Source organism: Thalassobacillus hwangdonensis (genome assembly GCF_042675915.1).
GTDB lineage: Bacteria > Bacillota > Bacilli > Bacillales > Halobacillaceae > Thalassobacillus_A > Thalassobacillus_A hwangdonensis.
Map to the genome: position 1 here is coordinate 355024 of NZ_JBHTKL010000006.1, position 25104 is coordinate 380127.

The 25104-nt window shown below is 45.2% G+C and carries 22 protein-coding genes; 4 read left to right on the top strand and 18 right to left on the bottom strand.

The annotated features are described in order from the left end of the window. Window positions 1–59: 59 nt before the first annotated feature. The 13 genes from ACFQ2J_RS17365 to ACFQ2J_RS17425 form a co-directional block, all read right to left on the bottom strand. Window positions 60–3293, bottom strand: coding sequence for a cellobiose phosphorylase (locus ACFQ2J_RS17365; RefSeq protein ID WP_386063575.1), 3234 nt, complete (start codon window positions 3291–3293; stop codon window positions 60–62). A gap of 166 nt (window positions 3294–3459) precedes the next feature. Further along, window positions 3460–4794 carry a glycoside hydrolase family 30 protein gene (locus tag ACFQ2J_RS17370; protein WP_386063578.1) on the bottom strand — a complete coding sequence of 445 codons (1335 nt, stop codon included), beginning with the start codon at window positions 4792–4794 and terminating at the stop codon, window positions 3460–3462. A 12-nt stretch (window positions 4795–4806) separates the two neighbouring features. After that, complete coding sequence (locus tag ACFQ2J_RS17375; protein WP_386063581.1) at window positions 4807–6141, bottom strand: GH1 family beta-glucosidase; 1335 nt, start codon at window positions 6139–6141, stop codon at window positions 4807–4809. Between the two features lie 12 nt (window positions 6142–6153). Next, on the bottom strand, window positions 6154–6984 hold the full coding sequence (locus ACFQ2J_RS17380) for a carbohydrate ABC transporter permease (protein WP_386063583.1): 831 nt from the start codon (window positions 6982–6984) through the stop codon (window positions 6154–6156). After that, window positions 6984–7889, bottom strand: coding sequence for a carbohydrate ABC transporter permease (locus ACFQ2J_RS17385; protein ID WP_386063585.1), 906 nt, complete (start codon window positions 7887–7889; stop codon window positions 6984–6986). Before ACFQ2J_RS17385 ends, ACFQ2J_RS17380 begins: the two co-directional genes overlap by 1 nt. Before the next feature lie 102 nt (window positions 7890–7991). Then, entirely contained in the window at window positions 7992–9314 is a 1323-nt protein-coding gene (locus tag ACFQ2J_RS17390) for an ABC transporter substrate-binding protein (RefSeq protein ID WP_386063588.1), read from the bottom strand. A gap of 198 nt (window positions 9315–9512) precedes the next feature. Then, a complete protein-coding gene (locus tag ACFQ2J_RS17395) occupies window positions 9513–10520 on the bottom strand; it encodes a LacI family DNA-binding transcriptional regulator (protein WP_386063591.1) in 1008 nt (335 codons plus the stop codon). Between the two features lie 165 nt (window positions 10521–10685). Beyond that, a complete protein-coding gene (locus tag ACFQ2J_RS17400; protein ID WP_386063593.1) occupies window positions 10686–10916 on the bottom strand; it encodes a hypothetical protein in 231 nt (76 codons plus the stop codon). Window positions 10917–11092: 176 nt separating this feature from the next. Beyond that, window positions 11093–12958 (bottom strand): OPT family oligopeptide transporter, encoded by a 1866-nt coding sequence (locus ACFQ2J_RS17405; RefSeq protein ID WP_386063596.1) that lies wholly within the window; start codon window positions 12956–12958, stop codon window positions 11093–11095. Between the two features lie 399 nt (window positions 12959–13357). Further along, window positions 13358–13825 (bottom strand): GNAT family N-acetyltransferase, encoded by a 468-nt coding sequence (locus ACFQ2J_RS17410; RefSeq protein ID WP_386063599.1) that lies wholly within the window; start codon window positions 13823–13825, stop codon window positions 13358–13360. A 189-nt stretch (window positions 13826–14014) separates the two neighbouring features. Further along, window positions 14015–14518, bottom strand: coding sequence for a ferritin (locus ACFQ2J_RS17415; RefSeq protein ID WP_386063602.1), 504 nt, complete (start codon window positions 14516–14518; stop codon window positions 14015–14017). A gap of 286 nt (window positions 14519–14804) precedes the next feature. Beyond that, the gene (locus ACFQ2J_RS17420; RefSeq protein WP_386063604.1) at window positions 14805–16751 is read right to left on the bottom strand and encodes a fructose-specific PTS transporter subunit EIIC; all 1947 of its coding nucleotides are present in this window, start codon (window positions 16749–16751) and stop codon (window positions 14805–14807) included. Between the two features lie 96 nt (window positions 16752–16847). After that, window positions 16848–18752: a BglG family transcription antiterminator gene (locus ACFQ2J_RS17425; protein WP_386063607.1), complete on the bottom strand. Its 1905-nt coding sequence runs from the start codon at window positions 18750–18752 to the stop codon at window positions 16848–16850. A gap of 134 nt (window positions 18753–18886) precedes the next feature. On the opposite strand from ACFQ2J_RS17425, the gene ACFQ2J_RS17430 reads away from it, so the two are divergent. Next, complete coding sequence (locus tag ACFQ2J_RS17430; protein WP_386063610.1) at window positions 18887–19435, top strand: GNAT family N-acetyltransferase; 549 nt, start codon at window positions 18887–18889, stop codon at window positions 19433–19435. Between the two features lie 254 nt (window positions 19436–19689). On the opposite strand, the gene ACFQ2J_RS17435 is transcribed toward ACFQ2J_RS17430, so the two are convergent. Then, window positions 19690–20040 (bottom strand): DUF2200 domain-containing protein, encoded by a 351-nt coding sequence (locus ACFQ2J_RS17435; RefSeq protein ID WP_386063614.1) that lies wholly within the window; start codon window positions 20038–20040, stop codon window positions 19690–19692. 247 nt (window positions 20041–20287) lie between these two features. Between ACFQ2J_RS17435 and ACFQ2J_RS17440 the strand changes: the two genes are divergently transcribed. Continuing rightward, window positions 20288–20761 carry a DUF4367 domain-containing protein gene (locus tag ACFQ2J_RS17440; protein WP_386063617.1) on the top strand — a complete coding sequence of 158 codons (474 nt, stop codon included), beginning with the start codon at window positions 20288–20290 and terminating at the stop codon, window positions 20759–20761. 25 nt (window positions 20762–20786) lie between these two features. Beyond that, window positions 20787–21251: a helix-hairpin-helix domain-containing protein gene (locus ACFQ2J_RS17445; RefSeq protein ID WP_386063620.1), complete on the top strand. Its 465-nt coding sequence runs from the start codon at window positions 20787–20789 to the stop codon at window positions 21249–21251. 45 nt (window positions 21252–21296) lie between these two features. On the opposite strand, the gene ACFQ2J_RS17450 is transcribed toward ACFQ2J_RS17445, so the two are convergent. The 4 genes from ACFQ2J_RS17450 to ACFQ2J_RS17465 form a co-directional block, all read right to left on the bottom strand. Then, a complete protein-coding gene (locus tag ACFQ2J_RS17450; protein ID WP_386063623.1) occupies window positions 21297–21773 on the bottom strand; it encodes a DinB family protein in 477 nt (158 codons plus the stop codon). Between the two features lie 51 nt (window positions 21774–21824). Further along, window positions 21825–22868 carry an oxidoreductase gene (locus ACFQ2J_RS17455; RefSeq protein ID WP_386063625.1) on the bottom strand — a complete coding sequence of 348 codons (1044 nt, stop codon included), beginning with the start codon at window positions 22866–22868 and terminating at the stop codon, window positions 21825–21827. A gap of 128 nt (window positions 22869–22996) precedes the next feature. Continuing rightward, window positions 22997–23362, bottom strand: a complete 366-nt coding sequence (locus ACFQ2J_RS17460) for a DUF4363 family protein (protein ID WP_386063627.1) — start codon at window positions 23360–23362, stop codon at window positions 22997–22999. 13 nt (window positions 23363–23375) lie between these two features. Further along, on the bottom strand, window positions 23376–24107 hold the full coding sequence (locus ACFQ2J_RS17465; RefSeq protein ID WP_386063629.1) for a YetF domain-containing protein: 732 nt from the start codon (window positions 24105–24107) through the stop codon (window positions 23376–23378). A 177-nt stretch (window positions 24108–24284) separates the two neighbouring features. On the opposite strand from ACFQ2J_RS17465, the gene ACFQ2J_RS17470 reads away from it, so the two are divergent. Further along, window positions 24285–25037 (top strand): SDR family NAD(P)-dependent oxidoreductase, encoded by a 753-nt coding sequence (locus tag ACFQ2J_RS17470; protein WP_386063631.1) that lies wholly within the window; start codon window positions 24285–24287, stop codon window positions 25035–25037. Window positions 25038–25104 lie beyond the last annotated feature (67 nt).

Consider the following 25104-nt stretch of genomic DNA (forward strand, 5'->3'; position numbering starts at 1 on the left):
TTGATGCATGGGGACGGTTCCGGTGCTTCCAGGAAGCATGAGAACCGTCCCCTCGCTTCTTAACCTAATGTAACTACCATTTCTACAATTTCTCCATTACGCACAGCTTCCGCTTCCATACCAGCGAGAACTGCACCTTCAATGGTCTGTTCTTTTCCATCACGATAAGTCAGTTTGTAAGACTGAACCTCTGCTCCGTCTTCACCGAACGTATTCTTCCGATCCGGATTATGGTACGTCACTTTCGTTTGACCTAATAGCGTGAACGATACAGTACCGTCTTCTGTGAACAACCAATCCGGTAAAATCGGTGACAGGGTTAGCGTCAAGCTGCCATCCTGCACCTGGAACATATTTTTCCCGACCATCATCATTTTCCACATGCTCAGGAACTCTGCTGTCGATCCGCTTAAGCGGGCAACGTATCCTCGACCATGGGTAGCAGGGTCAGGGTTGACCGTGCTTGCGATGAAGGATGAGTTTTCAAGCGTGCTTCTTCCGTACATTTCCGGCTCAAGGAATGGAACCAGCGATGTTTGGATGTCGGTGAAATATTGCTCGTATAATCCTGATTTCAGTAACTCCAGCAAGTACTTGTATGACATGTGCAGGAAGACCGATTCGCGCTCGAGCCATCCTGGCGTGAATGCTACGATTCTTCCAATCTCGTTGGCCTCTTCGTTCAGACTGACGGAGGTTTTATACATACCGATCTGCTGATCATACAGCTCCGTCTGCTTAACAGATTGATAGATTTCTTCAGCTTTGCTTGAATCATGCAAAGTCTTCATTGACCTCGCAGGTCCTTCCAGGAAGTGTGGCAGCGCTGTAGCTTCTTTGAACTTTTTCACTTGAACCTTAGGCAATCCGTAACTGCTGAGAACTTCATTCCCTTCAGAATCGGTCACCTGCTCGTATTCCTCTACTTCAAAGCGCAGGTAAGTTGGAGTCAGACCATTGCCAAGCTGTTCTGCTTTAGCAATTCCGCGGTCCACTTTTTCAAGCATGTTTTCAAGGGTTCCCTTCAACTCTTCCAAACTCAACGGAGCTTCTCCCCCGTCGATACCGAAGCGGATTTCTCTTCTGTAGTTTTCACGTACGGATGCCACTTGATCCCAGTAGTTGAAGTTATCTAGCTCACCCCGCAGATTTTTCTCCAGCAATTCGCTCACTGAAGAAAGCAACTCGCTCATCTCAACTGGAAGCTTGATCGCCTGTCTATCTTGCTCTACAGCAGACAATAGGAACTGGAGGATTCGCTTCAACTCATATGTTTCACTGACTCCAGAGCCGAAAATGCCCGGCAATCCGTTCAGTGCATCATTCCAGCCTGGTTTATCAGCTTCCATCTCCACACCGATACCAGCCGGATCAAGTGTCGCGAACTTGTTCAATGCCAGTGAAAGCAGCTTCACAGCCAGGTTCGTCGTGTAGATGTCGCCTTTTCCATGCTTCGTTTTCAACCAGTTCGTGTCATTGATATGAAGGTCCTGCTGAATCATCTTCTGCTTGTCCTTCATGATCGCGCCGTACTGCCTTACATTCCCTTTCGACAGAACATACTTCTCACTTCTCGGCTGCACATAGGCAGGACTGTCGAAGAATGTATAGCTATCATCGTCAAAAAGGAAGCTTGAAGCCTTGTCCGGATAGACATCGAGATAGCTTTCGACCAAATCCATGTTGTATGTCCAATGATCGACCCAGTAGCCTTCGCCGAATCCAGCTTCGATGTTCTGCTTGGACAGCTTGAACACATCGGTCAGGAATTCCTGTTCACTCCGTTTGAATGCAATGCCCTTGTCTGAAATTGCGTTGATCAATTTTCCAGGAGTGAATTTCCCTTCCAACAGCTTGGCTACCTTTTCCCCATCCTCATCAAAATGAGCGGTTAATAAGGCTTCCAGCTCCTGCTTTTTATCTGCCACGATCTCAAATGAACAGCCCTCCACAGAAAGCGGGTTGTATCCATCTGCCTGGATGAGGCTCATGAACATTTTCACATTGAAACTGCCGACTTTCGGGTTGAAGTAGATATCATTCCTTCTGTTCTGATTCGCGTCCCGGAAGTTGCCATTCCCCTGCGAATAGTATTCTGGTGCAATCGTGAAGAAGTTATAGTCACGTTCCGGATCGCCATGCTTCCTTGAGTACAGGTGATAGACGAATCCGTCTTCCCCATTTTCAAAAATGTGCGGGTAGCCGCCACGCAGGACATTGTCCAGGTAATTCTGTCGGCAATAGGCATCAAAAACATCAGAGGACGACTTTGTTTCCACACTGCCTGTAAGAGCTGTGACCATTTCGGTTGCCCGGATTTGTTTTTGTTCAATGAACGCCATGCTCACAAGCTTATCGGTTTGCTTATGAATCAACTCGATGTCACTGGTATGCCCGATCACAGTACAAATCGTTGTTTTATCCTGTGCGTTGATAGATGCCTGGACCGGCGTGAATCCACACGGCACTTTGTTCGCTGTCGTTTGCTTGGCTGGATTCAAATCATTGAGGTTAGTAGTTGAAAACTTTTCCGGATGCTGCAGCGATGTGTCACTTCCGAATACGTTGGTAGCATCCACTATCGGAGTGATCAGTTTTTCATCCTCCGTGAATGAAAGGTAGAAGTGGCCGCTCGTGACCTCACTCACTTCCGCTTCATCCCCCATGCTCGCTCTGACCCGATAATAAGGAATCTTGTTCTCCAAATTGTAGACTTCCATCCAACTGCGTAACAGGTTACCCACTTCTTTATAAGCAGGATTCGTCACGCCATATGGCAAAACTTCCGGAAGTCCATCGAGAATCTCCACATCGACCGGCTCATCCTTCAAGTTGGTTACTTCAACCTTGCGGACTAGTCCAGCGAAGTTTTCTTCCGGCATCTGAAAATAGCTTACCTTAGTTTTAAGTTGGCGATCTTCATCGATTTCTTCGATGCTCAGCTGGTTCGCTTCGATGAACATCTTTCTTTTTATCGAAGGCGAAACGCCTGAAACCGGCTGGAACGGCTCGTAGATTTCACCTGTTTTTGTAAACTTGATGAATGTGCGGAAACCGCTCGTCGATACATTCTTATAGGCGATGTTCGCCGGTGAAAATTCCATGATCGGGGAATGCTTGTCCTCTACGCCGAAGCTGCAGATTCCCTGACCCCGGTTGGCATAGAACGTCCACATCGGGATCCCTTTCGTTCCTGCGATTCCCGGCAGGAAACTTGAGAATGCAGGCGCCTTATCAAAATTCTCGATGACAAATCTTTTCTGATCATCAAATGCGTAGTGGCTAGTCATCATCTTTCACCTTCCTCAGTTATGTAATAGCTCTTTTGTTCTGGGTTATGCTCGACTTTTTTGGATTTTGACCGATTTTAGTTCAATGTTGACCGATTTTTCGGGATTATGACCGAAACCGCATAATCCTTCTATAAAAGTGGGCCGGATTCTCATCCGACCCCAATCCTTATACAGTATAAGTTGCAATCGCTCGCGCAGGAAGCGTAGTCTCAACGACACCATCATCCATTCGTAGCGAGAACGTTACCTCACGATCGGTCTCATTCAAAACAACTACCGCAACAGTACCATCTTCATTCCTGAACGCGGTCGTATTCAAGTCATCGTGATGACTCAATGCGCCAACGCGCACTGCACCTGGTCGGATGAACTTGCTGAAGTGGCCGATATAATAGTAGGAACTATTGTAATGCACTTCGCCGGTTTTCGTGTCTGCAATGACTGGTGCGTCGCAGAGGTTGCCTACGTGGTTAGGTCCGCCTTTTTCATTGAGGACCATGTTCCAGTCCAGGTAGCCTTCGACCCAGTTGTTCAGATCGCCGATCATATTCCTGGCATAGCGTTCACCGGTGAACCATTCACCGAGCTTGACTCCACCTTCCTGGCAGCCTTCCGTGAACAACAGATGCTTATCAGGGAAGCGACGATGCACCTCGCCGACTTTTTCAAATTCTTCACTTACATACCAGTGCAGCCCTGTACCCCATACATACTTCGCTGCTTCTTCATCTTCCAGCACCGTCGATGCGCGCTCCACGATAATATCGCGGTTATGGTCCCAGATGATGATGTTTACACCTTCCAGTCCGGATTCGTGCATGACAGGTCCAAGATGATTTTTCACAAAATCGCGCTCTTCTTCTGCAGAATAAATGCAGGAGTCCCAGACTTGCACAGCTGCTGGTTCATTCTGGACGGTAATTCCCCACATCGACAAACCTTCATCCCTAAAGGCGTGGATGAACTTTGCATAATAGCGCGCCCAGGTGTCACGGTATTCCGGCAACAACTGACCACCGTTGTTCATCTCGCCATTCGTTTTCATCCATGCCGGAGGGCTCCAAGGCGATGCCAACAACGGAATCTCTCCGCCACGAACGCTCATCGCGTCCTTGATCAACGGGATCACCCAGCGGTGCTCGCGTTCGATATCGAAGCTTTCCAACTCTTCATCCTTTTCCTCGACATACGTGTAATTGCCGAGTGAGAAATCACAGCTATGGATGGCTACTCTTCCGATTGTGTAACCGAGCCCGTTTTCCTGATCAAAATAGCTGTTGATGACTTCTTGGCGTTTTTCTTCAGGCAGCTGTGACAGGGTGTAGGCGGTCGCTTCCGTGAATGCCCCTCCGAATCCCAGAACTTCCTGATAGGTTTCATCTGTCTTAATTTCTATATCTGCAGACGCTTCGCCACCGTAAGGAGAAAGGGATAGCGGAGCCTTCCGTGAAAGGCGATCTTCCGTATCCTTCGCCGTTACAGTTACATTCAATTCAGACATGTATACTCCTCCTTACAATGACCGGTTTTTGATGACTTCTGCATACCGTTTCGCACTGTCTTTCACATAACGCTGCTGCGTGTCGAAGTCGACGTACACGATGCCGAAGCGCTTCTCGTAGCCGAATGCCCACTCGAAGTTATCAAGCAGCGACCATAGGTAATAGCCAGCGATGTTCATGTTCTCTTCGTTCAATTCCGCGACAGCGTTCAAATGTTTTTCAAGATAATCGACGCGATTCGTATCATGCACCTGACCATCCGCTTCAAGCACATCGTCGAATGCTGCGCCGTTCTCCGTAATATAGATTGGTAGTTCCGTATATTCCTTACGAAGTCGATAGATCAGCTCTTTGAATTCATTCGGTGAAATATCCCAGCCCATGCCCGACTTCGGATAATCAGATTCCGCACCCTGGAACATAAATTCTGCACCTTCCGCGTATTCCATCAAGGAACGGTTGTAGAAATTGATTCCGAAAAAGTCCATGTGCGTGGAGATTGCCTCCAAGTCGCCTTCTTTGATGAAATCGTAGGAAGGCACTTGTTTGGAAAACATATTGATCATGTCCGTCGGATACTGCCCTTTGAAGACAGGATCGAGGAACCATCTGTTCAGGTAGCCATCGAAATTGTTGGCCGCCACTTGGTCATGGAAGCTTCCGCTAGCAGGATAGACAGGTGACAGGTTCAGTGTAATCCCGATTGGGTGCTTGCCTTCGAAAACGTGCTTATAATGTTGGACTGCTTTACCGTGCGACAACAGGATATGATGCGCTGCCTTCAATGCTTCATCCAAGTTCGTATGCCCTGGCGCATGTTCACCCTGGTGGTATCCGAGCATTGCTGCACACCAAGGTTCGTTGTGGGTAATCCACATCGACACGTGCTCATCGAGTTCGCCGAAGCATTTTTCAGCGAATTCCATGAACCACTCGACGGAATCACGGTTGATCCATCCACCCAAGTCATCCGCCCACTGTGGAAGGTCCCAGTGATAAAGGGTAACGAATGGCTGGATGCCTTCTTCCTTCAATCGGATTGCAAGCTTCCGGTAAAACTCCATGCCTTCTGCGTTGTACTTCCCTTTTTCCGGGAAAATCCTCGGCCATGCGATTGAAAAACGGTACGAATCGACGCCGAGACTTTTGATGATCTGAATATCTTCTTCCATACGATTGTAGTGGTCGCATGCTAAATCTCCGGTATCACCACCGAGCACTTTGCCTGGTGTATGGGAGAATGTATCCCAGATGGAAGGGGCTCTTCCTCCGGCGGAAACCGCTCCTTCAATCTGATAGGAGGACGTTGCGGTTCCGAATATAAAATCCTTTGAAAACTTTTTCATAGCTTACACCTCTTATCCTTTGATAGATCCTGCTGATATGCTGCTGATGATGTACTTGGAGAAGAACAGGAATGCGATCATGATCGGAACGACGGAAATTGCAATTCCCAAGTACATGGAACCTAGGTTCTGTGCGACTTGTGAGCCTTTCAAGAAGCCCATCAGAACTGGTAATGTGTATTTCTCCGGAGAGAAAAGGATGACCAATGGTACGATGTAGTTGTTCCAGGATCCGATGAACGTAAAGATCGACATCGTCGCAACTGCCGGCATCATGATCGGCAATGCGATCGTATGGAAAATCTTCAGTTCTCCAGCTCCGTCCATCCGCGCCGCTTCAAGTAGTGCCGGATGCAGTGTCGTCGATAGATACTGACGCAGGAAGAACACGACGAACGGACTGGCGATTGACGGAACGATCAAAGGAATATACGTATCTAGGAAACCTAGTACTTTGTTCAATTCATAGAAACCGATCAATCCGAGCTGTCCAGGGACCATCATCAATAATAGAATCGTGATGAACAGGAAGTTTTTCCCCTTAAAGTTATAGACGGCGAACCCGAAGGCAGTCAGGGCAGAGAAGTACCCACTAAGTAGGGTGACCGCAACGGAAATGATCAGACTGTTCCTGAAACCTGCCCATATGTTGACGTAGTCCATCATCGTTTTGTAGTTGTCGATCAGGCTGCTTCCAGGAAGGAAGCTGAATCCCATGATGATCTCTTTGTTTTCACGTGTTGCGTTGATGATCATCATGTAAAACGGCACAATGCTGATGAGCGCCAGAAGTATCAATAAAGAATATATGGTAATTGTGATGACTCGCTTTTTTGATTTCATTATTTCTTACCTCTATTCTTGGTCGCTTTTACATCACGGTACATCGATTTGAATGTAACCACCGAGAATATGACCGTAATCAGGAATAACGCATAAGCTACTGTCGCTGCGTAACCGTAGTTGTTATAACGGAATGCCTGGTTATACAGATACAGGACCATCGTGTTCAACGAGCCTTCTGGTGCACCTAGTCCATCGGTGATCAGCATCGGCAGGTCGAATAATTGTAGTCCTCCGATCAGTGAAGTGATCAATACGTAAAGCATGATCGGCTTCAGCAACGGCAATGTGATATTGGTGAACATCTGCCAGCGGTTCGCACCATCAATGAGCGCAGCTTCATAGTATTCTTTCGAAATCCCTGAGACACCAGCCATCAAGATGATGAACGTGTAACCGAACCACATCCATGTCAGAATGAGCGACACGGATACTTGAGCGGTAAACGGGTTATTCAGCCAGTCGATCGGTTCACCGATCAGACCGAGTTGCATGAGGAACTGGTTGATCGATCCGTACTGCCAATCGAGCATGATGTTGAACAAAATCGCGACCGAGCTGATCGTGATCAAGTTCGGCAGGTAGAAGATCGCCCGGAAAAAGCCGATCCCTTTCATCCGGAAACGCAAATCAGAGAACAAGGCAGCCAATGCCAACGCAATCCCCAATTGCAATACGAAGTTCAATCCCCAGATTTTCAGCGTATTGAAGAACGCTTCAAAGAAATATGTATCGGTCAGTATTCGAATATAGTTATCCAGTCCGATGAACTCCGGACTTCCATACCCTTCATAACTGGTGAATGTATAATAGAAGGTTAAGAGAATCGGATAGATGTTGAAAACGAGGAAAACCAGAAAGAAAGGCGCTATGAAATAATAGCCCTTATAATTGATGTTTTTCATAATGTATTCCTTCTTTCCCTTTGCTGGAATGAACGGCTGAGAGTGAAAAAGGGACAGACATAAATGAGATGTCCATCCCTTGTTCATGTTTACCAGTCAGTCTTATGGTGTTTTGATATCCGGGTAAGCATTCTTTACAGCTTTATAGAAATCTTCAAGTGCTTCTTCTTTTGTCTTCTTCCCGTCCACATATTCGCTGACATGTGTACCTAGAAGTGTATCGATCTCCTGATCATATTTCGTTACAGCATTCGAATCGATTTTCTCTGCTTCTTCAAGGAAGAATTTGTAGTGATTCTGTCCGCCAAGGAAGTCTTCACTGAAGTCATCTTTGATTTTGGAAGTAACAGGCTTATAAGCTAGCACGTCTCCCGTTTCCTTCGCCCAATCCGTCAAAAATTCTTCATCATGCGTCATCATTTTCACGAATTCAAATGCAAGGTCTTTCTTTTCAGAGCCGCTGTAGATTCCAAGCCATGTTCCACCCCAGAAATACGGGTTCGGACCTGGCGCTACTGCCCAGTCTCCTACTGTTTCTTCTGTGTTCGCTTTCAACACACTGTGAAGTCCCCAAGTCGGCAAAGCGAATGAGAATACTTCAGTTTGCTCACCAGATGCATCTTCTACTTCATCCCATCCACCGTTGTATGCGACAGGACCGTCCATTGCTGCGAACCATGAAGGTGACCATTCTGGTGCAAAGGCAGTCAAGTCTTTGTCACGCAATTCTTTTGAGCGATCGAAATATTCAAGCTTCGCATCCGTCATGACAAGTTCATTGTTTTCATTTACCCAAGGCTGTGGATCTGCTGATTTAGCGAACCAACGGATTGCACCCTCATCCGGGAACAAACGGTAACCCTCGCCTTTCAACTTCTCACCGACTTCAAACAATCCATCCCAAGTGCTCATCATTTCACCGATTTCAGCAGGATCGTCTGTGCCAAGCACTTCTTTCGCGATGCTGCGGCGGTAGAAGATTCCACCAGGAGTCGTCTGCCATGATACAGCTTTAACGTTACCTTCAGGGTCTTTACCTAGATCGAATACGTATGGAATGTAGTCATCTTCCCACTCCTGGACGTTGTAAGGCTCCTGGGAAAGATCCTCCCAATAGTTACGCTCTGTCCACTGTTTAAGGAAAGCAATTTCTCCAGTGAATACGTCCGGAGCACCAACGCCGCTTTCAAGTACAGGCTTCAGCTTCGTCGGATAGTCCGCGATCGGAACAATCGTCAATTCAACTTTGACATCGTGTTCTTTTTCAAATTTTTCGATGGCACCTTCTTTTTGAAGCTCATCTGTAAAGGACCAGATTTTCAATACTTTGTCATCACTGCTGGATTTCGCTTCATCAGAAGAGCATCCTGCCATGATTCCCAACATCGCTACAAGCGTAAGCAATACATAACCTAACTTCTTCATGGAATTACCCCCGTTTTTATGATTTTTTCCTATTTGAAACAGATAGGGCTCCTACCTGGACAAATAAAGGTTAAGCGGTACGAAAGCGGTTTCGATTTTATGTAAATAAAAGGTTTCACTTATTGTGAAACAAGCTAACCTTCAATTCTTGTGCTGCGAAATTGTTTCGAAAGCGGTTTCGATTTGGAATAAAAAAATTTATAACGCCTTACAGCTTTCTCGTACGACCAGCTCGACAGGAATTTGCACCTCTTCGGCTGATTTCTGTTTACCATTGATCTGTTTCAGCAGCAGTTCTGCTGCTTTCTGTCCGATTTGATCGGTATGCTGCTTGATCGTCGTCAGTTTCGGATTCACAAACTTGGAAAGTGCGATATCATCGAAACCGATGATGGAAAAATCGTCTGGAACACTGTAGCCGTGGTCGTTGATGCATTCGATCGCACCAATCGCCATGCTGTCACTCGCTGCGTAAATGGCTGTCGGATTCGAAGGTAAGGATAATAACTCCTTCATGGCACGGTAGCCGCCTTCTTCCGAGAAGTAATCCCCATCAACGATGTAACTCTCAGGTACATCCAAAGCTAAGTGATTCATACTCTCCATGAATCCCTTCAACCGCTGTTGGCCTGCGAAGGTTTTCCGATGTCCGGTAATATGTGCAATTCTGCGGTGACCAAGTTCATATAAATGATTGACTGCGAGACTGCTTCCTGCCCAGTTATCCGAGAACACGACACTGGACGTATCGCTGTTCAAGTCGATCACGACGCTTGGAAGTGCATCCTCCATGAGTTCCTTGACCTGTTGGTCCTCCGTATTCGAGCAGACGACAACGACTCCATCCACTCCACGGTACCGAAAATGATCCAAGTAGCTTTTTTTCTGATTATGTAGATTCCGGGATACAAAGAGCAGATCATATTCATGCACTTCTACGGATTGCTTGAAACTCTCAATGACCTCATTGAAGAATGGATGCTTCATCCCGATGCCAAGCGATTCGACGAACACGACACCGATGGTCCACGACTTCTTCGTCGATAGTGTGCGTGCCGAGGAGTTCGGGAAATACTTCATTTCCTCCACTGCCTCCAAAATGCGTTTCTTCGCCTTTTCACTGACATCCGCATAATCGTTCAATGCTTTTGATACAGTTGTTGCTGAGTAGCCAGTCTTATTGGCAATGTCATAAATCGTAACCAAAGACTTCTTCACCTCATTCTAACGAAAGCGCTTTCGTAGATTATTATATTCTGAATTTTATAGGTATGTAAAGGTTTTTTTAATTTTTCATGAAAAAGTACCAGATCATCTGCGCTGTTAACGCAAAAGAAACTGATACAAAGTTTTTGCTGGATGGGTGCAACATTAACCGACGTCATGCTTATCGTTGTCGTTTCTGTTCATTTTCTTGTAAATAACAGATATCACGTTGATAATGATCAGTAAAATAGAAACACTCAAAGCCCCTAAAACATAATAAGCATTTATGTTATTAAAGAGCAGACTTGCAATAAAACCTCCAATCACAACTCCAACGAACGTACCTAAAGCGATTCTAGTTAATCTCCATTGAGTTGATGTTATACGGGCTTTCAATTCCACAACCCTCCTTCATTATACCTCAAATGACTTACATAAATTTACAAAGGTTATGTTGTCATGATACGAAAAATTAACAGGTCAGGCAAATCATGCTGCCTAGATTTAACCTATAAAAAAGAGCCAGATCCCACTCTAACGCGGGACCTGGCATTCAAATTTTTCTTTATTGATTAATTCACTTTTCGACTAGCTGTAAAGTAAAGAATACCTGTAACAATTGCCATCGCGACCAGTGACATCCAAGGACCGAAGATTGCGTTCTCCGGCATGACGAAGCCTGCGGTTACAGCAATGGCTATGATAACACCCATCAATGCTTCCCCGGCAATGAAACCGGAAGCGATCAGGATGCCTCGTTCTCCTTTTTTCTTGCGTACTGCAGCATCTTTCTCGCGGCGATCGATCCAGCCTTTGACGATTCCACCAAGCATGATTGGTGAAGTCAGGTGAATCGGAAGGTAGAGACCGACGGCGAATGGCAAGGAGCCGATTCCGAACAGTTCCACTGTCGCAGCCGCTGCCATACCGATCAGAATCAAGTTCCAAGGAAGATCCCCTTCCATGATTCCTTCTACAACAAGTGACATCAGTACAGCCTGTGGTGCCGGCAATTCAGAAGAACCGAAGCCATAAGCGTTATCGAGCAGAATCAAGATGAAGCCTGTAACGATACTGGCAATCAGAATTCCGTATAGCTGCGCAATCTGCTGCCATCTCGGAGTTGCACCGACGATGAAACCAGTCTTCAAATCCTGTGACGTGTCACCTGAAATCGCCGCTGCGATACAGACGACACCACCGATGATGATTGCTGTCAGCATTCCTTCTTCACCAGTGATCCCCGCACCCTTCAAAATGACGGAAACGAAAATCAAAGCTGCGATCGTCATTCCGGATACCGGGTTGGAAGAACTTCCGACGACCCCTACAATCCGGGCGGAAACGGTGACGAAGAAGAATCCGAAAATCATGACTAGTAATGCACCAAGGATACCTACTTCAATCTGCGGGAAGAAAGCCAGGATCCCGATAACCAGGATGGTCAGTCCTCCGATCAAGGATAGCGGAATATCCTGATCCGTACGAAGGGTACCTTGGGTGTTGTCCGCTTCCTTGAATCCTCTGATTGCACCAGCGAATGAAGAAAAGATGGTCGGAAGTGTTTTCAGCAGTCCGACAATTCCTCCGAACGCCACCGCACCAGCACCGATGTAGCGTAAGTAGTTATCCCAAATCATATGGTAGTCCATCTCTGAAATCGGTACGTCTGCAGGAGCGATCGGCTGGTTGGCAAAGTCTCCGAAGTACGTGATCAAAGGAATAAGTCCGATCCAGCCAAGTACCGCACCGGCAAACATGATCCCCGCGATGCGCGGTCCGATGATATAACCGACAGCTAGAAGCGCAGGCATCGTGTTCATTCCGATTGCAGCATTTTTAAATCCTGCAATTGTAGTTTCGACTTGGGACGGGAATGCTTTGATTGCATCAGTCAGGAACTTGAAGGCAGCGCCAATTCCAAGACCGCTGAAGACGATTTTCGCACCTTTCCCTTTTCCTTCACCTGCAACGAGTACCTCAGCACAGGCTGTCCCTTCCGGGTATGGAAGTGTGTCGTGTTCATTTACGATCAACGCTTTTCTGAGCGGAATCATCAGAATGACACCAAGTACCCCACCAGCGAGGGCGATGATCCCCATCGTCAGCAGGCTCGGTTGCATGTTCCAGATGAACAAAGCAGGCAAGGTGAAAATCACCCCAGCCGCTAACGCTTCACCAGATGAGGTGATCGTCTGGACGATGTTGTTTTCTAGAATCGATTGGCGGCGAAGAATTACTCGTAAGATCGCCATTGAAATTACTGCCGCTGGAATGGAAGCAGACACGGTCATCCCGACAAGTAGTCCAAGATACGCGTTCGCCGCTCCGAAAATCAGCACCAGCAACGCACCCACAATCAGCGCGAGGAACGTGAATTCAGGCTTCCGCTCACTGGCAGGCACGTATGGTTTAAAGTCTGTTGGCTTTTGTGCCATAGGAATCCTCCTTTTTGAATGGTATGAATGATTTCATGGAATCGGTATCTTTTACCCCGATTTCCGGATGGATAACCCTCTACAGGTAGGGTTTGTAAATCCTGTCATACCATTCGACAAGAGAACCGAAAAAGTGTCCCATTTTTCCAAAAAAGAAAAAAGTTCCAAAGTAAAAAGTGCCATACCCGGATGAACATCGGGACTGCTGGCACGATTTTGACCGACTTTCGGCATTTATGACCGACTTCTGGTTTTTATGACCGATTCCCAGGCATTTATGACCGACTTTCTCGAAATATGACCGATTCCGGGATTTTGCCCAAAGTCTCAATACAAATGCAAAAGTGCCAGGCCACAGTTTCGCTAAAGTATTAACGAAATGAGGGCCTGACACTTTAATCAAGCTTTGAACCTTTGTATATACTGCCTGCCATTGAACTGCTCTACGAAATCACCTTCTGCTACTTCGTCAATCAACCCCCTCCAAAAAGCTCTTGCAGGTTGATTATTTTCTATCTGGGTAACCTCCCATTCACCAGGAAACATATTAAACAGCTTTTTGGCAGCTTCTCTTCCATAACCCTTTCCCATATACTTTGCCATTATGAAATACTCTTGGATTGTATTAGGGTCTCCATTATTCGCACTCTCCACAAGTGCAAACCCGATCAACTCATCCTCCAGTTTGATGAAAAATGCGTGAAGGTGATCGTCTGTCCAGTACGCTTCTAATTCAAACGGCTTAAAGGCACCATTATTCTCCAGCTTTATTTCAGAGACAATCTTGCTGAACTCGTAAATGTAAAATTGAATGATGTTATGTAACTTATTGACTTCTTCTGAACGAACTTCCCGAACCGTAATCATTTGCTGCCTCCTAACCCTCGGTGAGAATCCATTGCGCATTCAAAGTACAATGAAAAAATCACATTTGGCTTTGCATTATATTATTCGCTTTTCCACCGAGTAATCCTTCAGCACTATTCGTCGTTCCATCATAGTCGTAGAGACGGCCCGCTATGCTTTGTTTTAAGCACCAGAACCGTCCCCATATGTTCATCCTGCAGGAGTCGCCCCGTTCCTTTGACCAAGCTCCTGATCAAGAAGTAATAATGCTGAAGGATTATCCCCTGCCATCTTTAGACGTTCCACTATAGTCGATGCTTGTGCTTCTTCATCAATTTGCTCTCTTAAGAAATCCTGGATGATGACTGCTGTCTGAGGGTCCACTTGTTGAATGTAATCGTAGGCTTGGCGGTAAGCATTCGTCACATACTGCTCATGCTCCAGAACCTTTTGAAAGGTTTCAAGCGGGGTTCCGAAATCGGTAGGCTGCGCAGGAACTTGACTCAGTTTAACAACCCCATCTTTCCCAGCTAAATAATCGATTAAGGTAAGCATATGTGTACGTTCTTCCTCCGATTGAAGTCGTAGCCACTTTGCCATCCCTGTATAATTCTTACGATCTAAGTAAGCGGACATCGCTAAATATAACGTTGTAGAGACGTGTTCGATTTCAATCAGATTATTGATGAGCTGCTGCACTTCTTCTTTAACCATATGGACACTCCTTCTTTGGCTTTTACACCAATTAGGTTATGACCCATTAAAGAGAATGTGCATATACATTTAATAATACCAGGAACCAGTCGTGCAAAGTCCCGGAGTGCCAGGCCCTCCTCTATGTGTAGGATTTTGACCGACTTTCTGCACTTTTGACCGATTCAGAGGTAATTATGACCGACTTTCTCGAATTACGACCGATCTCGGGAATTTATGACCGATTTCAGAAATTCTGCTGACCCTATACAAAAAGCGAGCAGACGCAAATCTGCTCGCTTCCCTCTTACCGTATTGTTTCCAATAACTGATAAGCTTCTTCTCTTGTGTTAACTTTCAATAAATCTTCTCTAAATTTCTCGTCCATCAGACGACGGGACAGCATCTGCAGAATCTTCAGGTGATCGTCGCCCTGGCGTTCTTTTGGTACTGCGATCATGAAGATGAGCTTTGCATCGGTTCCGTCCAGGCTGCTCCAGTCGACGCCGTCACGCTTGATGCCGAATACTACTGCCGGCGTTTTGACTGCGGAAGACTTTCCGTGTGGGATGGCGATGTTCATGCCAAGTCCTGTGCTGCTTTCCTGTTCACGATTCAGAATCGCCTGTTTGAAGTCAGCTTTTGAATCAAGGATGTCCTGTGTGTCCAATGTCTGGATCAGTTCATCGATGACGTCATCTCTTGAAGTACCTTCGAGATTGATATTGATCAATTCCGGTGTAGTGATATCCGTAAGCTTGTTGATTTCTTTCGGTTGCTTTTCCTCAGTAGTGGTTTCTGCCACTGCGGGCTCTTCAATAGGTTGCTCAGCCGCTACATCTCCAGCTGGTACTCCAGCCAGTGCGACGTCCTTTTTCAAAAAGTTGACGAGGAATGCGGTGACAACTACCCCGACTGCGATTGCGACGAAGAACATCAGTACGTTATCTACAGCGCCAAGCACGGCTACGATTGGTCCACCGTGAGCGACACGGTCTCCGACATTACTCATCATCGCGATGACAGATCCGGTCATCGAACCGACGACAATACTCGGAATGACACGTAGTGGATCCTGCGCAGCGAATGGAATTGCACCTTCCGTGATACCGAATAATCCCATCGTGAAGGATGCTTTTCCTGTTTCACGTTCTGCCTGCTGGTATTTCTTTTTGTTGATGAATGTTGCAAGCCCCATGCCAAGCGGCGGGATTGCGATTGCGGCTGCGATCGGTCCCATAATTTCGTAGTTACCTTCAGCAATCATGGCAGCTCCGAATAGGAATGCCACCTTGTTGAATGGTCCACCCATATCGATGGCGATCATCGCGCCAAGGATCAATGCCAACACGATCGAGCTTGTCCCCTGCATGCCTTCAAGCCAAGCAGTAAGTCCTTCGAATACACCTGCAACTGGTGCACCGATGACGAAGATGAACAGCAATCCGACAATCAGTGATCCGAAAATCGGAATGAAAATGATCGGCATGACAGGCTGAATCGCCTGAGGTACTTTAATTTTTTTGATAGCTAAAACGACATAACCAGCTAGGAAACCAGCGATGATTCCGCCGATGAATCCTGCTCCTGCTTCACTTCCGTAAAAACTTCCATTGGCAGCGATGTACCCACCGATGATACCAGGTGCAAGACCAGGTCGGTCTGCAATACTATAGGCAATGAAACCGGCTAAAATCGGTACCATGAAGGTGAACGACGCGCCACCTAATGCTTCAATCTGCTTCCAGAAAGAACCTTCCGGAATGGCAAGTCCACCATCTGTCTGCTCGCCTCCGAACGCCAATGCCAGTGCGATCAACAGACCACCGACAACGATGAACGGAATCATGTACGATACCCCGTTCATCAAGTGACGATAGATCGGGTTCTCTTTCTCTTTCTTTTGACTCTTCGCTTCTGAGACGGAAGCAGCTCCCGCCTTGTAAACGGATACATTTCCTTGCCGAATTCGCTGAATCAGCTCTTTCGGCTGACGGATCCCTTCCTGTACACCTACGACAATCAGTTTCTTTCCGATGAAACGCTCCTTGGAAACTTCTTTGTCGCTGGCGATGATCACACCGTCAGCTTCTTCGATATCTTTATCGGTCAACGCATTTTCTACACCAATCGAACCTTGTGTCTCGACCTTGATGTCGACGCCCAACTCTTCGCCTGCTTTCTGTAAGTTCTCTGCAGCCATGTACGTATGAGCAATGCCGACCGGACACGCGGTTACCGCTAGTATTTTCATGTCGTTTCCCCCTCACTTAGTTGTTGTACTCTTAGAATAAGCTAATTTTCCCCATAAAAAATAATTCATTTTTACCGGAGCTGTGGCAAAAATGAATTATTTAGAAAAACACGCGATAATTTCGTTCGGATTTTCAGCTTTGATCAGCTGCTGCAGAAGTTCGGGTTGTTCGCTAATCGTAGCAATCGACTGGATGAGTGGTTTCGTCAGCTGCTGATCTTCTTTTGCTATCGCTAAAAGGAATACGACCGACACATGCTCCGTTCCCCATTCCAACGGTTCATCCAGCACCGCCATCGCCACGGTCGACCTGTGAACTTCCTCCGTTGGGGCATGGGGAATCGCTATTCCTCCTCCCATCGATGTCGCTGAGGACCGCTCCCTTGCCAGTGCACTATGAGGAAACTTCGAGGTGACCCTCCCCATCTCCATCAGGCCATTGGCAAGCATTTCGACGACCTTGAACCGATGCGTTTCGCGGACATTGAGGTAGATGAATTCTTCATCCAATAACCGGACTAAGTCTTCCATTCCCTGATCCGAACGGCTTTCCTTTTCAATCGTCTGCAAAAAATCATCCAAGCGCTTTTTGTCCTGTGCTTCAAGGAGAGGTGAAACCACCAAGGTTGGCAGTTCGATGTCCTCGAGCGGCTTCGTGGATATGATCAAGTCGACCGGCTGCTGCTTCAGCTTCTCTTGCACCTGCCATTCGCCCACACTCCCGATCATGTCAAAACCCGTGTACGTTTGCTCGAGCTTTGCCTGAAGGAGGTGCGACATCCCGACGCCGAGGTCGCACACGATCAGCACTTTCTTTCGTGCATTTCGTTTTTGCTGCAACCGCTCAACCGCCGCCTGGAAGTGGAGTACAAGATAAGCCGCTTCTTCTTCAGGGAAGGCGAGCCCGTGCTTTTCCCCCAATTCTTCTAAGGCAAGCATCACCATACTGAACATGTAAGGATACTTTTTCTTTATCTCATTAAGGAGTGGATTCTGTATTGTAAAACCGAATTGTACTCGGCTGATAGTAGGTTCCATATGGGTAAGCAGTCCGTCTGACAGCGTTTGATCGGTGGTAAAGTCCGCAAGCGTCAGGTTCTCCATTTTTGCAATCAGCTGACTAACGATTTTCGTTACTTCCGCTTCCTGAGTGGAAGGAACTCCTTTGCTGCTTACAAGATGCAAAGCAAAATAAACGCGCTCATTTTCAGGGAACGACATCTGCATTGCATGCTCGAGACGATTGATGAACCAAGTAGCAATTCCGTACTCTTCCTTATCGATTACAGATGCCTTTTCAGATCCCTTCAACTCGATCGGAGCATGCTGGGCCGTGCGTTTGATCATGACAAGTGCATGAATCAACAGGCTTTGGTAGTCGCCTTCATTTTTTAAAACAGAAAAATGATGCTGCATATCTTTCAGGAAATCGCTGACTAATTTCACCTCATAAGCCGGAAATAAGTCCAGAATATCCTTATTGTTCCCCGGGCGAGATGCGGTCAGTTCAGGGAGCCGAGCTAACGCATTTCGTTTCTGCAGCTCTCCGCCCTGGACGACATGCCCAAGCCGCTGCTTGGAAATCAACTGCAAATCAAACCGCTCCAGCCAGCGGTCAATCACTGCCAAGTCACTTTTGATGATGGCCTTATTTACATAGTAGGTATCCGCCAGTTGTGCCAGCGTAACCGCCTGTTCATTCACCAGCAGATGATACGTGATTTCAAGCAGACGATCATCCTCCGACTTCTTTTCTGACTGGTACAACCGGTCAAATAGCTGGGACTTCTCGTCCTGACTGATGGAAATCCGCACACCAAGTCCAGGCTTACGATCCACCAATGCTCCTTGATAGTCAGCCAAAAAAGACTCCACTGCTTTCAAGTCATTCCGAACTGTTTTCTCGGAACAATCAAGGTCTGCCGCCAAGTCTTTCACTTGTTTATATGTATTTGAATCAAGGGCTAAAATCCGTATTAACTCTTTCTGTCTTTCGTTCATGCTGACCACCTGCAGTTCTTTTGTATCACCCTCATTCTACCTGATAGGTACTGCAGCGACAAACTGTTGGTTTAGATTCTACCAACCGTTTGGTAAAATATTCATAATACTTAATTGATGGCAGGTGGATGTATATGGGAAAGTTTTTTCCTGAATTAGAGACGAACCGATTAACATTAAGAGATATTATTGGTGATGATGCAGATTTCATTTATAAGCACTTCAGCAATGAAAAAGTGTGTGAATACCTTTATGATGAAGAAATTTACACAAAGAAGGAAGAAGCTATAGAACTCATCGAGTCGTATATAAACTCGGAAGAAAAAGGATATAACAGATGGGTGTTAGTGGAGAAAAGCAGCCAGGAACCGATTGGTACTTGCGGATATTTCCTATGGGATAAAGTTAACAATATCGCGGAAATCGGCTATGATCTGTGGCACGAGTTTTGGGGATTGGGATATATGAAAGAGGCTTTAACTGCAGCCATCGAGTCCGGCTTTACTAATATGAACCTTAATCGAATCAATGCGCATGTTGCCTTGGAGAACGAAAAATCTGCAAACACGCTGGAAAGTCTGGAGTTTAAACGAGAAGGCATCTATCGAGACAAGCATTTGTTCAGAGGAAAATACTATGACCACTATTCGTATTCTCTATTAAAGAAAGATTGGTATGAATAAAAACGTAGTTACCTTTTTCGATATTCTATATATTCTAATTGGTACAATAGCACTTATTGTAGCAGTATCAAACTCTGGTTGGACTTCACCACTTTCCATTTTACTTATAATTGCACTACTTTTCGGAGTAGGCGTTTACTTTTGGAATCAATCAAAAGAAGGAGATGATTACTAACTTTTAATTGAACTCCATCCCATTCACAGATAAGTACCAGAACTCCACTTCGTTAAAGTGGGTCTGGCACTTATCTTAATTATTTCCGCAAAATTTTCTCCATCGACTTACCTCTTGCCAACTCATCAATCAGTTTATCCAAATAGCGGATTTCCTGCATAAGCGGATCCTCGATATCTTCCACGCGCACTCCACAGATTACACCTTTGATCAATTCGCGCGAAGGATTCATTTGAGGAGCTTCTGCGAAGAAGGTTTCAAAGTCTGTCTTCTTATCCAGGACTGCTTCCAACTCTTCCTGGCTATATCCCGTCAACCAACGGATAATTTCATCGACTTCCGCTTTCGTGCGACCTTTTTTCTCCGCCTTCGTCACGTAATGAGGATAGACACTCGCGAAACTCATCGAATATATCTTGTGCTTAGCCATGGTACCGTCTCCCTTGTATGGTTTTCTTTATTATAATAGGAAAATCCGCCGGGTACAAAAAAACCCTATCTACTATAATCGTTACTTAGCAGTGAAAAAGTGTCATCGAATTTAAAAATATTTTTCAACAAAAATGAATAGGAAGAGAGCGAACAACATCAAAGACTGACAGCATAGTAATCTCATTTCTAAAGTTACGAAACATTTCTATGATTATTTCGTATAGATTTGATAAGGGAGGGTAAGTATGAAGAAATTAATCTTTATGGTTATTTCAATTTCCGTAATTTTCACTGGGTGTGTAGGGGATGATGTGGCTTTACATAAGTTTGATAACGAAAATTTACTGAATCAATTAGAAAATGAATCTTTTCAACCTAAGCTGCCTACAAAGTTACCTTTCAAAGCTTCCCATGCGCAATTCACTCGTCCACCGAATCAAACAAACCTTATTTCGATAGATATCTTTAGTGACGATGAAAAATCCGATCACCTCTCTATGATGGTTGTGAAGGGTGATATGGAATCTGTGTCTCAGTCTGGGTTTGAACAAGTTGAGATAGGAAATATTCAAGGTTACTACGTGAAAAACCAAGCAGGAGCGATGCTTTTATATTGGACAGACAATAGCATCGACTATCAAATGACTTATTTCTCCCCACAATCCGAATCAGAAGTTACTAAAGAAGAATTAATTGAGACGGCCGAGTCCTTTAAGTAGTTAAGTGTAGAATGGAGGTTAAATCTTGAGTGTAAAAAGACCAAAGCTACCTCTTTCCCACGAGGAGAAACAAATACTTAGGAAAAATAAAATTAAGCTAGGTGATGTCCACAATTTGAAGGCAAAAGCTATCAGAGATTTGTTGGGTGTATCAATGGATCGGGCAAACACCTTGGTGGGCTTAGCTCAGTTCCAACAAGTCCCTTCCATTGGTCACGAATTAGCTTCGAAGTTAGTCAGCCTCGGATATTATGATTTCCAGCAAATTAAAACAGAAAACTGGGCAGAGGTATTCCATGACTTGGAAATGAAACTAGGGTGTTGGACGGATCCATGTGTGGAAGACCAGATCATTTGCGTTATCAATTATGCAAATAATCCTGGTAGTGAAAAGCAATGGTTTGATTTTACAGCGGAAAGAAAATCATATAGGAAACAACATGGCTATCCAGCATCAAGACCAAAGGTAGCCTGGTATGAAAATGATTAAAAGACCTTCAAAAGCCATTTTTGAAGGTCTTTGATAGTAATATAGTTATTCAAATAATCCTCTATCAATCAGGTTTGCCGTAACCGGCTGACGTCCTATTTCACGTGACCATATAGATAGTTGACCGATATGATGGATTTCGTGTGCGATCACATGTCGCATGACTTCCCCGTACCTATAAGTGAACGTCTTCCCATTAGAACCAACCTCTGTCAGCTGCAGATTTTCCATTTCATCCGACCAGGATGTTATAAATGATTCTACTTCTTTATGATATTGCTCGGAGAGTTCTCGCACCTTCGATAAGCTTGCATAGGAATCAAACGGGGGTTCTTCAGGTTCCGGGTCTCCCTGTAAACCACAGATCCAACTGTATTCAACATCGACAATGTGAAAAAGGGTATATAGGATGCTGCCAATCCCGCCTACCCGTTCTTTTAGTAATTCTTCCTCCGGGACGGATTCACACCATGTAAACCAATCCTCCCGAACCTGCCAATTGTATTCAAACAGTTTCTGCATACCGTCTCACTCCAGATTTAGTTTTGCCTAAGGACGCTTCCCGCAAATCTATTAATCAACAAAAATCACTTTCTTTTCTTCACTACTTTTAAACGCAGCCTCAATAATTTTAATCACGGACAAACCTTCCTCTGCTGTAACAGGGACACGTTTCCCATCCAGGATGCTTTCAGCAATTTCCTTATAATAGGTTGCATAAGTGCCAGGTAACATTTCAATAGACTCCCGCTTCATTTCTTCCCCATCTACGGTATGGAGTTCTCCATACAATTGCGGATCATCGACTCCCCTCGTATCTTCTGTCGGCTTCTTTCCAGCTTTAAGTGAGGCTTCCTGGCCATCCTGACCATACTTAAAAAAACTTCCTTTCGTCCCATGAACTTGAAAACGTGGTCCGCTCACTGGAACAATCGAACCGGAATGTAAAATGACCCGCAACTTTTCGTATCCCAATGTGATATGGAAATAATCATCCGTCTCAGCATGCTGTCTTTGAGCAACTACATCGGCTGATACAGATTTCGGCCACCCAAAAAGATGTAAAGCCTGGTCAATAAGGTGAGAACCTAAATCATACAATACTCCAGAGCCAGGACCTTCCCGCTCTCTCCAACGATCCCGTACGTTCGGTCGGTATCGATCAAAATGAACCTGATATGTACTGACCTCACCAAGCACACCATCGTTTATTAGCTTTTTCACAGTTAAAAAGTCATTATCCCATCTTCTATTATGATAGACGCTTAAAAGCAGTTGTTTTTCTGAGGCAATTTCAATTAGTTCCTCTGCCTCGCGACTTTCCACAACCATCGGCTTTTCCAAGATAACATGCTTACCAGCCATCAGGCATTGCTTTGCCATTTCATAGTGCATGCCACTTGGTGTTGTAATCACGATTAAATCAATCGTCGTATCTTCAAGCACCTCTTCCAAGTTGCCTACTACAACTACATTTCCTAAGTCCTTTTGAACCTTTTGCACATTTGAACTAACAACTTTTGCTATCTCATATTCCTCTAACCCACTAATATATGGTGCATGGAATATAGCCCCTGAAAAGCCATACCCAACTAGTCCAACTTTAATTTTTCTCAAAAGATTTCCCCTCACCTTTCTTATCTAGATGTATGAGTTTTCCCTTTATATATGTTTGTATTCTTTATAGGTGGCAAAATCCCTTCTTTCACATATGGAAGCGTCAGAACCGTCCCGTTGCTTCCGAATCATTTTGCGAGTTTATCCCATAGTTCATAAAAGTAATAGATTTCTTGGATGATCCCTTTATCATCCTTAACCTCTATGCCACCTTTAATTCGAGAGAGAATGCCTGTAATCTCAATAACGTATTCTTTTTCGAGACTGAATTGGATACGCCTTACGATTTTTGTCCAGGCTTTTTCCGAATACGTGATGTGTTCTTTCGCATGATCCCATTCCTCTTCCTTTACATCACTTTCAATCTGAGTAATAGCTTCAAGTAAGCGATCATCATTTCCTAAAGGTTTTTTCAGAACATATCCACTGTTCATCACTAAAATAAAGAGGATTATCGTTAAAATGGGAACAAGGTACAATATGATTTTTTTCAACTGGACCACCTCATTAATAGGGACCTTCGTAATCGCCCATATCTGCTTCATCCCCTAAATTGTCTTTGTATTTATCTACATACAGTTGTTCATTAGGTAGAATCAATGCAAAAGATACCTCTTTCACATCCCCTATTCCATGAGTCTGCAGCTGCTGATTCAACCACTCCATATCTTTATTTCTTTGGCTCAAATTCTGCTCTATGACAATCCCATCCTGAATGACTTCCGTTGATAATCTACTAGGTGTACTTGGAATGTGCAGGTCTTTTGATGTTACTGGCAGGTACTCCGCTTTTTGTAAGACGGACAAATTACCATTCACTTCAATGATGGCACACTCCACCTGAGTAATATCAAAAATCCCTCGATACCGTAAAAGCATCATTAGCTCGCCTAACTTAATTCTCATCTTCTTAAGATTATTTTCCAGGATTTTTCCGTTTTCAATAACCACCGTAGGTTCCCCATCTAATACCTTACCTAAGTATCGATTCTTTATCGTGATGAATTGAAGTAGAAAAGTTAAAAATGCATACCCAGATAGACCAACCCAGTGTGCCCAAGCCTTGGAAGACAGATCGGTAGCTAGCGTTGCTGCAATTGACCCAATCGTAATACCGTTAATATAATCAAAAAATGTTAATTGCCCAACCTCCTGTTTGCCAAGAAGTCGGGTGAATATTAAGAGAGTAAAAAAAGATATGATAACCCTGACAATGACTACGAGTGCCTCATTGTACATAAAAACACCTCCACCTTCAGTTGCTCAGATATTCTTTAGGTTGCTCGGAGGATGGAAGATAATACATTTTTGAATACCAGTAGGCTGGGGGAACATCACTAAAGTGTCAGTTTTCGTGCATCCTATAATGGGAATGTAGCTTAATGATTACCTATTAAATAGCCAGGAGGAATGATCATGAGTAAAGTTGGAATTGTTACCGGCGGCGGGAGTGGATTAGGACAATCCACTGCACTCCGTCTGGCAAAAGAGGGCGTCAACATTGTGATCGTAGACGTGGATGAAGAAGGCGGCAATGAAACGGTAGAAATACTGAAGGAAGCAGGAGTCGACGCTCTGTTCGTCAAGGCTGATGTTTCCAATGCTGAAGATGTGAAAAATTACGTCGATCAAACCGTTGAGAAGTTCGGTACCATCGACTACTTCTTCAACAACGCCGGAATCTCCGGAAGCGGAAAATACTTTCTGGAAACGGACATTAGCGAAATCGAGAAAATCGTCGGCATCAACCTGCTTGGAGTCTTGTATGGAATCCGCTATGTCGCTGAAGTCATGGTGAAAAATGGCGGAGGATCGATCGTGAATACAGCATCCAGTGCCGGAGTGATCGGCCAGGACACCGTCGTCACCTACTCTGCGACGAAACACGGAATTGTCGGACTTACCAAAAGCCTAGTTGCTGAATATGCCAAAGACGGCCTACGCATCAACTCCGTCGCACCAGGTCCAACCGAAACACCAATGGTCAAATCCTATTTCGAAGCAAACCCGAAAATGAAAGAAAGCGCCGAATCCGGAATCCCACAAAAACGCCTGGGTACACCGGAAGAAGTCGCCGAGCTAGTCACTTTCCTTCTGACAGGGAAAGCTGAGTATATCAATGGTGAAGTTATCCGGATTGATGGCGGCTTTACGAATACGAAGTTTTAAATAATAAACAAGTGCCTGTCCTCTTTTGGTAGAGGACAGGCACTTGTTTTGGTTGAAACACATAATA